This is a genomic window from Nostoc sp. PCC 7524 (genome assembly GCF_000316645.1).
Lineage (GTDB): Bacteria > Cyanobacteriota > Cyanobacteriia > Cyanobacteriales > Nostocaceae > Trichormus.
On the sequence record NC_019684.1, the window covers coordinates 6127130 to 6142703 of the forward strand.

The 15574-nt window shown below is 42.9% G+C and carries 14 protein-coding genes and 1 pseudogene; 3 read left to right on the forward strand and 12 right to left on the reverse strand.

The features are described from left to right. Nucleotides 1-27: 27 nt before the first annotated feature. The 7 genes from NOS7524_RS25125 to NOS7524_RS25155 all read right to left on the reverse strand — a co-directional run bounded on the left by NOS7524_RS25125 (nucleotide 28) and on the right by NOS7524_RS25155 (nucleotide 8805). Nucleotides 28-1749 carry a serine/threonine-protein kinase gene (locus NOS7524_RS25125; protein WP_041555951.1) on the reverse strand — a complete coding sequence of 574 codons (1722 nt, stop codon included), beginning with the start codon at nucleotides 1747-1749 and terminating at the stop codon, nucleotides 28-30. Nucleotides 1750-1827: 78 nt separating this feature from the next. Beyond that, entirely contained in the window at nucleotides 1828-3903 is a 2076-nt protein-coding gene (locus NOS7524_RS25130; protein WP_015141292.1) for an SPFH domain-containing protein, read from the reverse strand. A 170-nt stretch (nucleotides 3904-4073) separates the two neighbouring features. Beyond that, nucleotides 4074-4487 (reverse strand): ATP synthase F1 subunit epsilon, encoded by a 414-nt coding sequence (atpC, locus tag NOS7524_RS25135; RefSeq protein WP_015141293.1) that lies wholly within the window; start codon nucleotides 4485-4487, stop codon nucleotides 4074-4076. Between the two features lie 153 nt (nucleotides 4488-4640). Next, entirely contained in the window at nucleotides 4641-6089 is a 1449-nt protein-coding gene (gene atpD / locus NOS7524_RS25140; protein ID WP_015141294.1) for a F0F1 ATP synthase subunit beta, read from the reverse strand. Between the two features lie 391 nt (nucleotides 6090-6480). Beyond that, nucleotides 6481-7305: an SDR family oxidoreductase gene (locus tag NOS7524_RS25145; RefSeq protein ID WP_015141295.1), complete on the reverse strand. Its 825-nt coding sequence runs from the start codon at nucleotides 7303-7305 to the stop codon at nucleotides 6481-6483. Nucleotides 7306-7403: 98 nt separating this feature from the next. Continuing rightward, nucleotides 7404-8051, reverse strand: a complete 648-nt coding sequence (locus tag NOS7524_RS25150; RefSeq protein ID WP_015141296.1) for a pentapeptide repeat-containing protein — start codon at nucleotides 8049-8051, stop codon at nucleotides 7404-7406. A 259-nt stretch (nucleotides 8052-8310) separates the two neighbouring features. Continuing rightward, nucleotides 8311-8805: a hypothetical protein gene (locus NOS7524_RS25155; protein WP_015141297.1), complete on the reverse strand. Its 495-nt coding sequence runs from the start codon at nucleotides 8803-8805 to the stop codon at nucleotides 8311-8313. Nucleotides 8806-9452: 647 nt separating this feature from the next. On the opposite strand from NOS7524_RS25155, the gene aroF reads away from it, so the two are divergent. Continuing rightward, entirely contained in the window at nucleotides 9453-10325 is an 873-nt protein-coding gene (gene aroF, locus NOS7524_RS25160; RefSeq protein ID WP_015141298.1) for a 3-deoxy-7-phosphoheptulonate synthase, read from the forward strand. Nucleotides 10326-10588: 263 nt separating this feature from the next. Here aroF and NOS7524_RS29715 read toward each other — a convergent pair. Both NOS7524_RS29715 and NOS7524_RS25165 read right to left on the reverse strand, forming a co-directional pair. Beyond that, nucleotides 10589-10675: pseudogene (locus NOS7524_RS29715) on the reverse strand (ThiF family adenylyltransferase); the annotation flags it as partial. A gap of 58 nt (nucleotides 10676-10733) precedes the next feature. Then, nucleotides 10734-11345, reverse strand: a complete 612-nt coding sequence (locus NOS7524_RS25165; protein WP_015141299.1) for a hypothetical protein — start codon at nucleotides 11343-11345, stop codon at nucleotides 10734-10736. A gap of 283 nt (nucleotides 11346-11628) precedes the next feature. Here NOS7524_RS25165 and NOS7524_RS25175 point away from each other — a divergent pair, with 283 nt between their 5' ends. Continuing rightward, nucleotides 11629-12045: a hypothetical protein gene (locus tag NOS7524_RS25175; protein WP_015141300.1), complete on the forward strand. Its 417-nt coding sequence runs from the start codon at nucleotides 11629-11631 to the stop codon at nucleotides 12043-12045. Between the two features lie 70 nt (nucleotides 12046-12115). On the opposite strand, the gene NOS7524_RS25180 is transcribed toward NOS7524_RS25175, so the two are convergent. The 3 genes from NOS7524_RS25180 to upp all read right to left on the reverse strand — a co-directional run bounded on the left by NOS7524_RS25180 (nucleotide 12116) and on the right by upp (nucleotide 13647). Next, nucleotides 12116-12394, reverse strand: coding sequence for a YggT family protein (locus NOS7524_RS25180; protein ID WP_015141301.1), 279 nt, complete (start codon nucleotides 12392-12394; stop codon nucleotides 12116-12118). A gap of 177 nt (nucleotides 12395-12571) precedes the next feature. After that, the gene (locus NOS7524_RS25185; RefSeq protein ID WP_015141302.1) at nucleotides 12572-12922 is read right to left on the reverse strand and encodes a hypothetical protein; all 351 of its coding nucleotides are present in this window, start codon (nucleotides 12920-12922) and stop codon (nucleotides 12572-12574) included. A 74-nt stretch (nucleotides 12923-12996) separates the two neighbouring features. Then, nucleotides 12997-13647, reverse strand: coding sequence for a uracil phosphoribosyltransferase (gene upp / locus NOS7524_RS25190; protein ID WP_015141303.1), 651 nt, complete (start codon nucleotides 13645-13647; stop codon nucleotides 12997-12999). A gap of 343 nt (nucleotides 13648-13990) precedes the next feature. Between upp and crtH the strand changes: the two genes are divergently transcribed. Beyond that, a complete protein-coding gene (gene crtH / locus NOS7524_RS25195) occupies nucleotides 13991-15511 on the forward strand; it encodes a carotenoid isomerase (RefSeq protein WP_015141304.1) in 1521 nt (506 codons plus the stop codon). Nucleotides 15512-15574 lie beyond the last annotated feature (63 nt).

Sequence of the window (15574 nt, forward strand, 5' to 3'; positions counted from 1 at the left end):
TTGGGGACTGGGGACTGGGTAAAATTTTTACACCCAGCACTCATGACTCAATTGCCATAATTTAATGGTTTTGTCTTTACTACCACTGGCAATTAGTTGTGACACTTGACTGGTAGCGATAGCAGTCACTGAGTTTACATGACCGGAAAGGGTAGCAATCTCCTCGGTTGTGCTGATTTTCCAAAGCTTGATTGTTTTGTCCCAACTTGCACTAATCAGTGTTTTGCTATCGGCAGTAAAAGTTACTGCCACCACTGACCAGGAATGGCCTAAAAGTGTGCCAATTAGCTGACCAGTGTGAATATCCCACAATTTAATGGTGTTATCATCGCTGCCTGTGGACAGAATTTTACCATCTGGACTAAAAGCGATCGCTAAAACTGCCCGTGTATGATCTAACAAGGTATCACACGGGCAGTTTTGTATTTCTCCCTCAGACTCAGTAATTGCTTTCATCCGCCATAGCCGTATTGTTCTGTCAAAACCAGCACTGGCTAAAAGTTGCCCTTGGGGACTAAACCCTACTGCACTGACTTGTAGAGTATGTCCTTTTAAGGTGTGAATTTCTTTACCTGTGTTGACATCCCACAATTTGATGGTTTTGTCCCAACTACCACTGGCGAGAATTTGTCCATCGGGATGAAAACTCACTGATTTGACGGCGCGTGAGTGTCCAATTAAGGTGTACATTTCTCTTGATGTTTTGAGATGCCATAATTTGATGGTGTGATCATCGCTGGCTGTGGCTAAAATGTCTCCGTTGGGACTAAAAGCAACTGATGTTACAGTTTGGGAATGTCCCGATAAGGTATTAACTATTTTTTGAGTATTTAAATCCCATAATCTAATAATTTTGTCTTCGCCACCACTGGCTAATGTATTACTATCAGGACTAATGGCTAGAGAATTAATAGTATTGGTTGTGAGAGTTTGAACGCATTGCCAGGGCGATTTTAAATTACTACTGCTGGTGTTGTATATATTAGCAATACCCATTAATTGCATGACTTCTTTTGCTGATTGGAAACGTTGAGAAATAGCTTTTTGTAAGAGTTTTTCTATAAGTTGTGTCAGGCGATCGCCTATTTTATTAGTAAGATATTGTTGCCACACCCAGCAATCATTGGCAATGTCAAATAAGTCAAAGGGTGAAATCTGCGTTAGGAGATAAATACAAGTGATACCTAAGCTATAAAGGTCACTAGCAAATATGGGTTGACCTCGAATTTGCTCTGGTGCGGCATATTCGGGATTACCATGAATATTTTCATTATGCTTTATTCCTGAAGCGATTTGAGCAGTACCAAAATCGACTAATACTAAATTTCCTGAACTGGTACGAATGATATTTTGGGGTTTGATATCACAATGAATAATCTGGCGATCGCTAATAAATTTCAATACTGGTAATATATCTTTTAAAAGTTGCCAAATTTGAGCTTCATTAAAAGTTCCTTCTTCTTCAACTACCTGAGCTAAATTTGAGCCTGCAATAAATTCTTGTACTAAATAAAAGTGTCCGTTTTCTGGGAAGTATGCTAATAAAGCTGGTATGTGTGGATGTTGACCTAGTTCCTTTAATAGCTGTGCTTTTTGTGTAAATGTTTCTGGTGTGTAGTTGTGAGTCCATAATTTTTGGACTACGCAACGCACAGGAGGCAATTGACTCTCATCTACAGCCAGGTAGGTTTGACAAAATCCTCCTTGACTTAACAAAGTTAGTAGACGATAGCGGTTTTGTAAAAGCATTATTGGGGATTGGGGATTGGGGATTGGGGACTGGGAAAAGTCTTCCTCATCTTCCCTCACTCCCCCATCTCCCCTACCTTATTTATCCTTCGGTAATTCTACAAATAGCTGAGGAGTCCCATTCTGTGAGGCTGGTGTAGGTATTGGTTGTGGATGTATGGGTGTGACTTCACCAGTTTTATTGGTTTGATTCCATAAAATCATGGACAATAACCCATCAACTAAGCCGTTGGTGCTGCCGTTGCTGCCGCCTACTAAGATATCGGGAATCAAACGGACGTTGCGATCGCCTATAATCTGCATCAGTTGCATAGCGGTATAACCTTGTGTTCCCAAGGCTTCCACACCAGCGCGGTAGGTTTCGGCTTTGGCGTTACCTGTTGCTCTAATTCCTTCAGCTTCCGCAACTGCCCGTAGTTTGGTAGATTCAGCTTCCCCATTGGCTTGCTTAATGTGGGCTTGGGCTTTCAGTTCCGCAATTTGCACGCTTTGCTCTGATTTCACCATTTCTTGCTGAATATCAGCCAAAGCGGTTTCTCTCACAAGTTTCTGCCGTTGGGTTTGTGCCATCTGCTGCACTTCGTAAGTTTTACGTTCTTCCTCAGCAATTTTGCGGTCTGTTTGAGTCTGCATCAGCGATGCTGGCGGTTGAATGTCACCAATCAACGTATCAATTGCTTGCACATCGTAAGTCCGCAATGCTGTTTTGATATACTCCGAGGCTTCAACTTGGCGTTCACTCCGAGCATTCAAGAAGTCTAGTACCGTGTAATCTTGGGCTGAGTTGCGGAAATAATTCCCAATACTTGGTTCTAAGACGTTATCAACTAAGTTTTGCATTGAACCAACGCGAGAAATGACCTTTGGCGCATCCAACGCGCCGACATGAATAATTTGTGAAACTTCTAAATCAAAGGCAAAACCATCTTTAGAACGTACCGTTAAAGATTCTAAATTTGCGTCGTATTTGTGTCTTTCTGTGCGTCCTGACCAGTTCAAAACTATGTTAGTAGTTGGTACTAATTCCACTTTCATGATGCGGGTGTTAATAGGGTGTTTACCTGGATACAGAGGTTCAACCCAAACACCTTTATGACCAGGATTGACTAAGTTACCGTGGGTAAAAGCCGCACCACTCACATCTTCTTGGGCTTCACCCACAAAGGAAATTACTACACCAACATAACCAATGGGAATTTCCGTCATTGGTACTTGTTCAACATTTACCAACCAGGGATTGAGATTCCAAGAACCAGAAAGCAGAATCTGCTCTTGTAAACCTCTGCGTCCACCACCGTCCAAAAACTTCTGACCACTTTGAAAGTTATCATGTCCTGCAATCACCGGCCCGGCGATTTCACCCACAGGAATCGGCATCCCGTCCAAGGTGGTGACAATACCCACTTTATCAGAGGCCACGGTATACACCCGTAACTGTTCAGGACTCATGCCCTGAGCCGTGGCGTTAGCAGCCATGATGATTTTAAACAGGGCAGTGTTGATGCGGTATGTACCAGCCGTGAGAAACCCCATTTGTCGCCCTTTTTCACCACCTTGGGTGAGGAATTTCCGGGCATCTTGGAAGTTATCACAATCTATGATTTTACCTAAAATGCGCTCTGGTGGAATAGAACCGCCATCAGCAGCGACAAGTAAGGCAATTTCACCTTGCGGCACTACAACCACGGACTCCTTCCGTACTGAATACTGCCAAGGCCAGTAACCCCAGTGCCACCCAGGAGCAAGAGTATCTGCTTGTAAACCTGCTTCACCGTTGAGAGCAATCAACCGTCCGGCTGGTAGTCCCTTACCAGAAACAGCAAATTTTTTGACGACAATACCAACTTCCCGTTCGCCAATGACGACCAATCCGCCAAAAAACAGAGGAAAAAAGATCACCAAACCGCCAACTATCACAATCGGGACAAGCACCAGAGGATCAACCGCAGCAGCTCGATATTGTGTTGTGCTGATTGGTAATTGGATAATATTTGGTTTTGTTTGCTCCAGTGATATTACAGTAGATACTTTTACATTCGTAGCCTGAGCAGAGTTAACACCACCAGCTAATGCCAAAGAAGCTATTAAGGTAGTTGCAAAACGAGCTAATTTATTTTTTTCAGTCTTACCAAAGACAGATGAAAAACTTTTCATAATTTGCGCCCTTCTGGGCAACTAATTATCTAAAGTATCACTTCAACCGAACTGAGCAAGATTTCTTAAACTTAGTATTATTTTTCCTCTCTACTCTGCGTTTAAAAAACCCATAAACAAAATAGGGTGAGCCAATAGCCCACCCTAAAAAATACTTACTTAGGATACTTTTAAGCCAAACCGCCAGCCGCTTGAAAGCGAGCGCGAGCGCGTTTAAAGGCTTGATTTGCCTGAATTTGGGCTTGCCGATCGCCTGCGGGTACTTGGTTCAATTTTGCTTGTGCTTGGCTATAAGCAGCACGAGCTTCTTCTAGGTTAATGTTGTCGCCACGTTCAGCACCATTCACCAGAATAGTAACTTCGTTCTCTTCAACTTCAGCGAAACCACCTAGAAGGGCGATCGCTTGCCAATTTGTGCTTTTGCTGGGGCGTACTCTGAGTACGCCTGTATCCAGTGCGGTTAACAGTGGTGCGTGTCCACTGAGGATACCTAGCTGACCGGTAGTGCTGGGTAAAACCACTTCATCAGCTTCTGCATCCCACACTGTTTTATCTGGGGAAATTACACGGACAGTTAGGGTCATGTTGCGGTTATGAACTATCAGTTATTAGTGATTAGTGCTGAGTGCTGAGTTAAAGGGTATTTTAAAAAGCACATCAGCAACAAGTAAGGAGACATTACTCATTACTCATTACTCATTACTCATTACTCATTACTCATTACTCAGCACTACTGTTTAGCCTTTGAGTTTTTCGGCTTTGGCGATCGCTTCGTTGATGTCGCCTACCAAGTAGAAGGCTTGTTCTGGTAGATCATCTAACTCACCAGACAGAATCTTCTGGAACCCTTTGATGGTGTCTTCCAACTTCACATACTTACCAGGAGAACCGGTAAATACTTCTGCTACGAAGAAGGGCTGAGACAAGAAACGCTCAATCTTCCGCGCCCGTGCTACGGTGAGACGGTCGTCTTCAGACAATTCATCTAGACCCAAGATGGCGATGATGTCTTGCAATTCTTTGTAGCGTTGCAAAGTCGCCTGTACAGCACGCGCAGTGTTGTAATGTTCATCACCAACAATGTTGGGCTGCAACATGGTAGAAGTTGAACCCAGAGGATCAACTGCGGGATAAATACCCTTAGCTGCCAAACCACGAGACAGTACGGTTGTACCATCTAGGTGAGCGAAAGTAGTTGCTGGTGCGGGGTCGGTCAAGTCGTCCGCAGGAACGTATACAGCTTGAATTGAGGTAATAGAACCTTCGGTGGTGGAGGTAATCCGCTCTTGCAGTTCACCTACATCAGTACCCAAGGTTGGCTGATATCCTACAGCAGAAGGCATCCGACCTAACAGCGCGGATACTTCAGAACCTGCTTGTACGAACCGGAAGATGTTGTCAATAAACAGCAGTACGTCTTGCTTGTTCACATCCCGGAAGTATTCTGCCATTGTCAAACCGGACAAACCAACCCGCATTCTCGCTCCGGGTGGTTCGTTCATTTGACCGTACACCAGCGCAATCTTAGACTCGTTGAGGTTGTCTTTGTTGATTACCCCAGATTCAATCATTTCGTTGTAGAGGTCGTTCCCTTCACGGGTACGTTCACCCACACCAGCGAACACAGACACGCCACCGTGCTGAGTAGCGATGTTGTTGATCAACTCCATCATGATCACGGTTTTACCAACACCCGCACCGCCGAACAGACCAATTTTACCGCCACGACGATAAGGGGTGAGCAGGTCAACAACCTTAATTCCGGTTTCAAACACGGAAGGTTTGGTTTCCAGATCAGTTAGTTTAGGTGCGGAACGGTGGATGGGTAGAGTTTCTTCGTTGTTGACTGGCCCTTGGTTGTCTACAGGTTCGCCAAGAACGTTGAAAATCCGACCGAGGGTAGCTTTACCAACGGGTACGCTGATGGGAGCGCCTGTATCAACAACTTCCAAACCACGCACTAAACCATCGGTAGAACTCATAGCAACGGCGCGAACTTGGTTATCGCCCAAAAGTTGCTGTACTTCGATGGTGAGGTTGATTTCCTGTCCAGCTTCGTTAGTGCCTTTGATGGTCAAAGCGTTGTAGATTTGCGGTAATTTTCCGCCGGGAAATTTAACGTCTACAACCGGACCAATGATTTGGGTAATGTAGCCAATGTTTGTTTTTTCTGCGGTGGTGACCATGCTGCGCCTAATGATTGAAGCTATATTTCAGAATGGGTCTTAGAAGACATAAGATTATGCAATGTCATCTTTCACTCTAACACCGGAGGGGGACAGAGTTCCGTTAGTAATTCCTTAAAAAACAGTTCGGCGACTTTATTCCCACCAGCTTGACTGAATGACCCAAGTGTTTATCATAAATTGATTCTTAAGATTTAAAACGCAGAGGCGAAATTAAGCTAAGTCTGCATCCCCAGCAATGGATGGGGATACACTTAGTATTTTCGGAAACCTGAGCAATCAATGGCGCGATCGCGTATCCGCCTGTTGTAGGCGATCGCTAAGGAACGGCACGCTACGCGTCGCTCATTTTTACAAAAAGCTCAGTATAATTACCAAGTTTTTGGATTTGCTAAAAAATTATCTGGGGGTGGATTAACTGATATCCGGCTGCTTTGATTTTTTGGTTAGAAACTTTGGCATTATAGGGACGTGTACTTTTGCTGGTATCATCCCACGATACTTTGGGCAAATTATATGTTGATAACAGCGTATCTAGTAATTCTTTACTGGTGAGATAGGCATCGTCTACTAAATTATAAATGCCTTGTAATTGGTGTTGTCTGACAAACTCTATGGCTGCCACAATATCATCTAAATGAATCCAGTTGGTGACATCACTACCATTACCAGGACGAGTTGTGCCAGGAACACGGCTAAAGATTTTCATCAGTTCTCTACCATTACCATAAATACCTCCCAATCGCAAGATACAAACGCGAAGATTTTCATTAGATGCTGCTAGTAAAACATCTTCTGTTTCTTTCAGAATTTCTCCGTTCCGATTGCCGGGTTTAGCTGGGGTTTCTTCATCTACCCATGCGCCATTATGATCGCCATAAATGGAATAACTGCCTGTATATATCAGTTGTTTAACATGAGAATTTTCTTGTAAAACCGAAACTAAAGTTTTAGCAGTATTTAAATAAGTTTCTTCATAGACATCTGCACCTTTTGCACCAACACTTAAAAGTACAACATCTTGATTTTGTAGTGCTGCTTTTAATCCTTCTAAGTTATTGCCTTTAGTAACTACAACTTTATGAGCTAATGTTTGTAGTATGGGAACACGCTCAGGTGTAGTGGTGGTGACGGTAACAACAAAAGATGAATTTTGCTGCCAAGATTTAGCAATGGCGCAACCGACATAGCCACAGCCAATAATTGTAATGTTCATGGGGATTGGGGATTGGGGACTGGGGATTGGGGATTGGGGATTGGGGGAGATAAGGAAGTCAAACTATTGCCTATTGCCTATTCCCTATTGCCTACTAACTAACGATGAATTACTCCATCAGGCATAATTGCACCGCTTAAGTTTGCACCGATTAATTTTACCAGTAGGCGATCGCCTGAACGAATTCGCGCCCCTGTTAAGTCAGCGCCACGCAAATCCGCGCCACTCAAATCCGCGCCAATTAGGTTAGCCGCACGTAAGTTTGCTTCTCTTAAATCAGCTAAAAGTAAATTGGCTCTAAATAAATTAGCCTCTGATAAATCTGCACCTCTAAGAATGACTTTGTGCATGAAAGTATCACTGAGATTAGCACCGCTTAAGTTAGCATAACTGAGATTTCTACCAGATAAATCTTTATTACTGAGATTTGCTCTGCTGAAATCTTTACCACTTAAATCTGGGTTTTGTTTTGGTGGCTGATAGTGAGTTTCGGGTGTTTTTTGAGGTTGAGGTGATGGAGAATGATAAATATTTTGAGCTTTGCCATTGAAAGAGCGCAACCTTTCACGCGCTTCATTAATGGCTTTGAGTTTTTCTTGTGCTTTCTGTTGTAAGCGGAGATTATCTTTAGGTAGACGATCTGGATGCCATACAAATACCAAATCTTTATAAGCCTGGTTGATTTCCTCCAGGGTGGCTCCAGGTTCCAATTCCAATACCCGATAATACCGCTCCAATTCGCTCATAGGATGTTTTTAATGGAGAATCAACTTTATTTCAACAGGTGTAGCCCTCCATATATTTAAATAGGGACTGGGCATATCCTTAGTAACTATTTGTACAGTTTGATTCTACGGTAAAAAGTTAGCACTCAGATATTATATAAGCCTATCGCAGCCAGCAAAGTCGATCAATAACTTTTTATACGAAAATTCAGAGCGATCAGATCGCCCCATCGTAGTTGAGTACCATACTTTTTTTAAAATGTACAATTCTCGATTTTAATTATCTTTCCATCTGTCGATTTCTCCATCTATTCATGGCTCGCAAATAAGCAGATACAGGTATTTGATAAACTTCGATAAAAATCCAAATAATAATTGATAAATGCGATAAGAAAGTTAATATCGTCCAGATATATGGCAACCAAGTAATCGGATCGTGAGAACTTGGAGGGAAATAATAAGCTACTATACCAATTAAAAATGTAGGTAGCAAAATAAAAGTAATTGCAGCTAATCCATAACCCCAACCTAGTTCTACACCTTCTAACTGCACCTCTGACCAATTAAAACCATTCCATCGCCAAATCAAAGGCGGTTGTCGAGAAGGCATTTTCAGTTGTTGTTGTTCAACATTAACAGTAAAAATTTCATGGCAGAAATCACAACCCATTGCCTCCATCAATGGTATGTGAGAAATCTTACCTACCCGACAAACTGGACAGGGATAAACACCTTGAGGATCAAAAGGTTGAGTGAAGATTTTAGTCCTGGGCATAATTAAACTAGGTTGTGCTTAACAGTTGATGAAATAGATGCACAATTGGGTTAAAATTATCACAACGGTATATTTTTCCGTCTAGTTTCGATAATCCTCATCACCCATTAGTTGAACACAAATATATAAATCTGGTGTTATGTAGCTATATCAGCAACAAGTTTTGCTTGCCAGATTTGTAATGAGTTTATCGTTTTTTTTAGATGTTGTGCTGGTCTTGACGCTACCAAATCATTCTGTTATGTTTATTCTCATATAAGACATTCATTAGTTTTTTTAGCCTATCATCTTAGAAATGTTCAGCAGCACTCGTTACTTTTATTTTTGGTTTAAGGCGGTTCACCGGCGGTGAATTAGTTTCCGAATGGAAACCGCCCGGTGAACCGCAGAGCCAACTCTGCGGTTTTTGTTTTTTCAGGAGCAAATTTTGATCGTGATGACCTATTTAAGTAACTGGTTTTATGGCTTTTACTTTTGGCCCAGAGCAAGTTCCGGGTAAATAGCGTCATGCCGATAAATCATACGCGCCCGGAACTGATAAGGTTCTGGGCTTTTTTTTTCGAGATGAGGGAGATGAGGGAGAATTTTTCCCAATCCCCAATCCCCAGTCCCCAGTCCCCAATCCCCAAATTTAGGAGTCTAAAACCATGATTAACGCCAAACTTGTAGCACAATCTCATCCCAACCACCAAACCATCGTCAAGCTTTCCGAAACAGTTGCTTTCGGTGGGGAAGAACTGGTAATTATCGGTGGCCCCTGTACAGTGGAAAGCTTAGAACAAATGGAGACAGTCGCCGAAAATCTAGGGGCTGCACCTGTACAAGCCTTGCGCGGTGGTATTTTCAAACCACGTACTTCACCCTATGCTTTCCAGGGGATGGGTGAGGAAGGATTGGCAGTTTTAGCCCAAGTGCGATCGCGCTACAATATCCCTGTTGTGACTGAAGTCATGGCTATCTCTCAAATTGAGGTAGTCGCTGCCCATGCGGATATGCTACAAGTCGGTAGCCGCAATATGCAAAACTTTGACTTGCTCAAAGCCTTGGGAGCAGCTGGTAAACCGATATTACTGAAACGGGGTTTAGCCGCCACTATTGAAGAATTCGTCATGGCGGCGGAATATATTGTTAGCCACGGGAATCCTGATGTAGTGCTGTGTGAACGAGGTATCCGTAGTTTCGATACTTATACCCGCAATGTTTTAGATTTAGCGGCTGTAGCCGCACTCAAACAAATCACCCACTTACCTGTGATTGTAGATCCTTCCCATGCCGTCGGTAAACGGGAGCTAGTAGCACCTGTAGCGAAAGCGGCTATAGCTTGTGGTGCAGATGGCTTAATTATTGAGTGTCACCCAGAACCAGAAAAATCCGTATCTGATGCGCGTCAAGCTTTATCTTTGGAAGACATGGCGAATTTAGTTGCTAGTTTAAAGCCTGTAGCGGCTGCCGTAGGACGGAAAATATCAAACACAAAAGGGGTGGGTTTACAACCTACCCCTATTTGTTATGCAGCTTAAAGTTTATAGTGAGGGCTTCAGCCCTCATTCCGAACATAGAGATTGCACAGTTAAATCCTTCAAAGTAATAGTAAAACTACGCTGTTCTTTCGTAGCGATAAAAGAAAAGATTGCCTCATACCAATTCACGAAAATCTTGAAACAGATCCAAATCCGAAAACCCTTGTCAAGTCAGGATTTCTCAATTGCGAATTGCGTTAGCGGAGCGGGACGTTAGTCCATTGCGTAGGCGTTAGCCTTGCCGTAGGCTATTGTGAATTGGTATCACAGGTTACAGCCACAGTTAACATTACCAAGTTTCGCGCCAGTGGATAATCACACACATCATCATTCACATCGGAAGGAACGCGATTCTGCATCCTAGCAAACTGAATCTAAATTATTTGCTTAATTTTGGATTTTGCATTTTTACTGCTTCGGCCAGCGCCAATTATAGCGGTTCCATTCGTATATGCCTTGAATTTCATACTCAGTGCCGTTATAGAAGCGAACAACACAGTTAGTAGAACAATCATCATCGTGATTAATCTCATCAATCTGAATCACGATAGAAAGAAACCATTCCCGTTTGCAGGGTCCATCTTCCTGCACCCATTCCCACAAAGCATTGGAAACTTCAATGCGATCGCCTACTCTCAGTTTTAGGGCATCCTCAAAATAGGCATACTTGTCAAAGTGATACGACTCCACACGATTTAACCATTGCAAACCGTAGCGATCGCGAATAAACTGTACTTTGCCGGAATCATTATTATGTAGCCAGTCGTTAAGTAGTTGCACTTTCCAAGTCCGGTTTTGCTGTTCTTCTATCTTGACAAAATCTAAAAATGTTTCTAATTCCTCTGGGGTAAGTTCATCTAAAGGATTAGGAGTATCTGACTTCCCATGCTTAGATTTCTTGTGAATTTCCTCGACCAATTGCAATAAAATCTCTTTTTGCTTGTCAGTGAGAGGACAGCTGGCTGCATCACAACGATTAAATGCTGTTTGCAACGCTGTTGTTATCTCATCTGGTGTCATAAGTTAATACTAATCGAGGTTCTGATTTAATAATTATTACAAAAGTTAAATAGAAGTTTCTAGTCAATAGGCAATAGGCAATAGTTATTCTCCTCTGCTCCCCTGCTCCCCCATCTTTCCCAATCCCCAGTCCCCAGTCCCCAGTCCCCAATCCCCAATCCCCAGTCCCTATTCTCCATTCCCTCATCACAACGGTATAAAGTTTAGTTAGGTTTCCTTGCTACCTTATACAGTTATGGAAAAGAAAATCAGAATACCACTTAATTTAAACTACTCCAGATTGATGAGGGCGATCGCTATTTCTTGCCTCATGATTTTGATATCGTGGGTATGGACTCCTGTGGCTGTCGCCTTGACCCAAATTAAACTATCTGATTTGTCATATCAAGAATGTCCACCAGAATTAGCTCAAGGTGCTGTCACCAGTAGTGGTAGTGGTGCTGCTAATTGCTTTATTGTCACTGGGAAGGCAGAAAATAGCACTTATAAAACCGTCTACGATGCAGATATCTATGGGCGCATCTATGATGCTAACAATGACCCCATTTTACAAAATCGCACCCGTCTTGGTTCTATTGCGGAAGTTCCACCAGGAGTTAGTGATTTTGAATTAAGAATTTCTGTACCTGCCAATCAGCCTTTACCTCTGAAGCTGAAGCAGTTTAAAGCTTCGGGATTTAGTGCGACAGTCCGCAGGTAAATAAAAAGACAAAATTTGTAGAGACGCTGTTTGAGTTTCACGTCTCTACAAAGATGGTTTGGCGTGTCGATTAAAATCCCTGTACAAATGGCAAGCTAGTTAGAGTTCTCAAGAAATCACTGGTTAAAGTTAGTACCAAAAAGGCGAGGATAGGGGAAAAATCCATACCACCCAAGGGAGGGATGATAGAACGGAAGAGATTAAGATAGGGATCTGTAATTTGGCTCAAAGCCGCAAATGGCTGATTATACCAGTTGACATTGGGGAACCAAGTCAATAAAACCCGGATAATTAGCAAGTAGCTGTAAATAGATAAGAAAGTAACTAACGTAGTAATCAGTAAATTCATGGATTGGTTGGTTTCCTACTAAGTGTTAAAAGCGGTCTTACTATAGATTTTAATTTAGTCCATGTCAGGGCGTATGCTGAAAATTACCGCATTAACCGACTTAATTAGGGAGTGGGGAGTGGGAAGTAGGGAGTGGTGTAGTAACATCAAATTTGAAACGCTCTCACCACAAGTAATCTAAGAATCTTGGCTGAGGGAACGGTCATTCACAGATTGAGTGGAACCACCGTTAACATTACCAAGATGCTTTCTGACTTCATCGATGGTGGCATTCAACTGGGCAATTTTATCTTCTAGCGATCGCCTAGCAGTTTCTATTTCCATGCCTTCACTTTCAGAAGATATCATCTGACGGCGTTTGGTGGACACTTTTTTATTTTCTGTGGGGCTATTCATTAGTTCTGTAGCCTCTTCCACGATTTCGTCATCACGGCGAGAAGCAATCACAGCGCCCAAAATCCCCCCGACTACGCCGCCAAATATTGCCCCTGCGAAAAACCCACTGGCGAAACCATCACGCTGACTCATAACTTTACCCCTTCAAGCAACTTTGCAACCTGTACATCAGTTAAGCGATTGTTCTTCCCTAGCTGCATACTAACTTAAGTGCCGAAGATGCGATCGCCTGCATCTCCTAATCCCGGTACAATATATCCTTTACTATTGACCGTTTCATCAATTGTGGCAGTGTAAATTACTAAGTCAGGATAAGCATTACTCAATTTTTGTAAAGCTGGTGGTGCAGCTACTACGCAAACAATCCGTGTTAAGGCTGGATCAACACCCCGTTGAGTCAATTCTGACATTGCTGCCATAATTGATCCACCTGTAGCTAACATCGGGTCGGTAATCAACACTCTGGTTTGGGGGTCAAACTTTTCCGGCAATTTATTGAGGTAACAGGAAGGTTCTAGGGTTTCTTCGTTTCGCACCAAACCCAAATGATAAATCGAAGCTAAAGGTAGTAAAGTTTGCGCTCCTTCTAATAACCCCAAACCCGCCCGTAAAATCGGCACAACTGCCACAGGTATCCCTGGATTAACAACTGTTCCAGGGCAACTATCCAAGGGACTTTGCACCATGATATCTTGGGTGGCTAACCATTCCCGCGTCGCTTCATAAGTTAGCCAGCGCCCTAACTCGGTCATGGCACTACGAAATAATACTGAAGGCGTAGCAGCATCACGGGCAACTGCTAGCCAGTGCTTGATTAAAGGATGGGGTGGAACGTAAACACGCAGTTGTACCGCCATAGCTGAAAATAGCCGCTTTTTATTCTACAAGAACTGAAACATCATCATACTCTTTCCTGCGTAATGCTAACAGCTAAAATCAGCACTCACAAATTTTATTGCAAAATATTTGCATTAATAGTTGACATATATTCTCAATCAAGGTTATATTATTAATCAGTGTTCTCCTCTCTTTAAGGATCGGCAGACGGGATTAGTCGGCGGTAGCAGACTCGTCCCTCTTTTTTGTGTAAAAGAAGGGAGTGGGGGTACTAGAGTAAAAACTAATGACTAATGAATTGAGCAAAATAAAAGTAATATATAATACGATTCTCTTAGTTAATTTTTTGTATTTCCTGTCCCTATGTTGCCCAATTTCAGGACTTCCCCATCTTTTTCATTTGATGTGATTGTGATTGGCTCTGGCATTGGTGGCTTAGTAACAGCAACCCAATTAGCGGCAAAAGGCGCTAAAGTGCTGGTATTGGAAAGTTATTTAATTCCTGGGGGTAGTGCCGGCTATTTTGAAAGCCAGGACTATTGCTTCGATGTGGGAGCATCGATGATTTTTGGATTGGGACACAAAGGTACTACAAATTTACTTACTCGCGCCCTCAGTGCCGTTAATTCTAGCTTAGAAACTATCCCTGATCCTGTACAGATTCATTATCATCTACCCCAAGGATTAGACCTGAAAGTTGACAGGGATTATGACAAGTTTTTGCAAAATCTTATTGCTTACTTTCCCCATGAGTCTAGAGGGATTCGTCGCTTCTATGACGAATGTTGGCGAGTATTTAACTATCTCAACAAATTTGATTTACTGTCACTAGAAGAACCTCGCTATCTGCTGCGGACATTTTTGCAGCATCCTTTGGCTTGTCTTGGTTTAGCTAAGTATCTGCCACAAAATGCGGGTGACGTTGCCCGTCGCTACATCAAAGACCCCCAATTATTAAAATTTATCGATATGGAATGTTACTGCTGGTCTGTAGTTCCAGCAGATATGACACCAATGATTAATGCAGGCATGGTCTTTTCTGACAGACATTACGGTGGTGTGAACTATCCCAAAGGAGGGGTAGGACAAATTGCCCAAAAATTAGTGGCAGGTTTAGAAATGTCTGGTGGTACGATTAAATACCAAGCTAAAGTCACCAAAATCCTCACCCAAAGAGGCCGGGCTGTTGGTGTGCAATTAGCTAATGGCGAAATTTACCAGGGTAAACGCATAGTTTCTAATGCTACGCGTTGGGATACTTTTGAAAAATTACTACCCGTGGAGAAAATACCAAGTAATGAGAAAAATTGGCAGCAACGCTATCAAAAATCACCTAGTTTTTTGAGCTTACACATGGGGGTAAAAGAGTCGGTTTTACCTGGGGGGACGGAGTGCCATCATATTGTCTTGGAAGATTGGGCAGATATGACAACACCGGAAGGTACGCTGTTTGTATCTATTCCCACCTTACTTGATCCAGATTTAGCTCCAGAGGGACATCATATCATTCATGGGTTCACACCCCACTGGGTTAATGATTGGGAGGGAATGTCTGCAAGAGAATATGAGGCGAAGAAAGAAGATGCAGCTTGGCGAATTATTGACCGCTTAGAGAAGATTTTTCCAGGGTTAGATGCAGGTTTAGATTATTTAGAAGTAGGGACACCGCGCACCCATCGCCGTTTTTTGGGACGTGTAGATGGGACTTACGGGCCGATACCTCGGCGTAAGTTATGGGGGTTATTGGGAATGCCGTTTAATCGCACGTCTATTCCAGGGTTGTATTGTGTGGGTGATAGTACATTTCCAGGTCAGGGTTTGAATGCGGTGGCGTTTTCGGGGTTTGCTTGCGCCCATCGTATCGCGGTGGATTTGGGGTTGTAACGGGCATTGGGTATTGGGCATGAGTATTAAAAATAAAATCTTCCTCATCTGCCACCCTACGGG

Excerpts from the sequence above, each read along its gene's own strand:
- NOS7524_RS25125 (WP_041555951.1), bottom strand. The coding sequence starts at position 1,749 with ATGCTTTTACAAAACCGCTATCGTCTACTAACTTTGTTAAGTCAAGGA.
- NOS7524_RS25185 (WP_015141302.1), bottom strand. The coding sequence starts at position 12,922 with ATGAGTCAGCGTGATGGTTTCGCCAGTGGGTTTTTCGCAGGGGCAATA.
- NOS7524_RS25180 (WP_015141301.1), bottom strand. The coding sequence starts at position 12,394 with ATGAATTTACTGATTACTACGTTAGTTACTTTCTTATCTATTTACAGC.
- aroF (WP_015141298.1), top strand. The coding sequence starts at position 9,453 with ATGATTAACGCCAAACTTGTAGCACAATCTCATCCCAACCACCAAACC.
- NOS7524_RS25165 (WP_015141299.1), bottom strand. The coding sequence starts at position 11,345 with ATGACACCAGATGAGATAACAACAGCGTTGCAAACAGCATTTAATCGT.
- upp (WP_015141303.1), bottom strand. The coding sequence starts at position 13,647 with ATGGCGGTACAACTGCGTGTTTACGTTCCACCCCATCCTTTAATCAAG.
- NOS7524_RS25130 (WP_015141292.1), bottom strand. The coding sequence starts at position 3,903 with ATGAAAAGTTTTTCATCTGTCTTTGGTAAGACTGAAAAAAATAAATTA.
- NOS7524_RS25155 (WP_015141297.1), bottom strand. The coding sequence starts at position 8,805 with ATGCCCAGGACTAAAATCTTCACTCAACCTTTTGATCCTCAAGGTGTT.
- NOS7524_RS25175 (WP_015141300.1), top strand. The coding sequence starts at position 11,629 with ATGAGGGCGATCGCTATTTCTTGCCTCATGATTTTGATATCGTGGGTA.
- NOS7524_RS25150 (WP_015141296.1), bottom strand. The coding sequence starts at position 8,051 with ATGAGCGAATTGGAGCGGTATTATCGGGTATTGGAATTGGAACCTGGA.
- crtH (WP_015141304.1), top strand. The coding sequence starts at position 13,991 with ATGTTGCCCAATTTCAGGACTTCCCCATCTTTTTCATTTGATGTGATT.
- atpC (WP_015141293.1), bottom strand. The coding sequence starts at position 4,487 with ATGACCCTAACTGTCCGTGTAATTTCCCCAGATAAAACAGTGTGGGAT.
- NOS7524_RS25145 (WP_015141295.1), bottom strand. The coding sequence starts at position 7,305 with ATGAACATTACAATTATTGGCTGTGGCTATGTCGGTTGCGCCATTGCT.
- atpD (WP_015141294.1), bottom strand. The coding sequence starts at position 6,089 with ATGGTCACCACCGCAGAAAAAACAAACATTGGCTACATTACCCAAATC.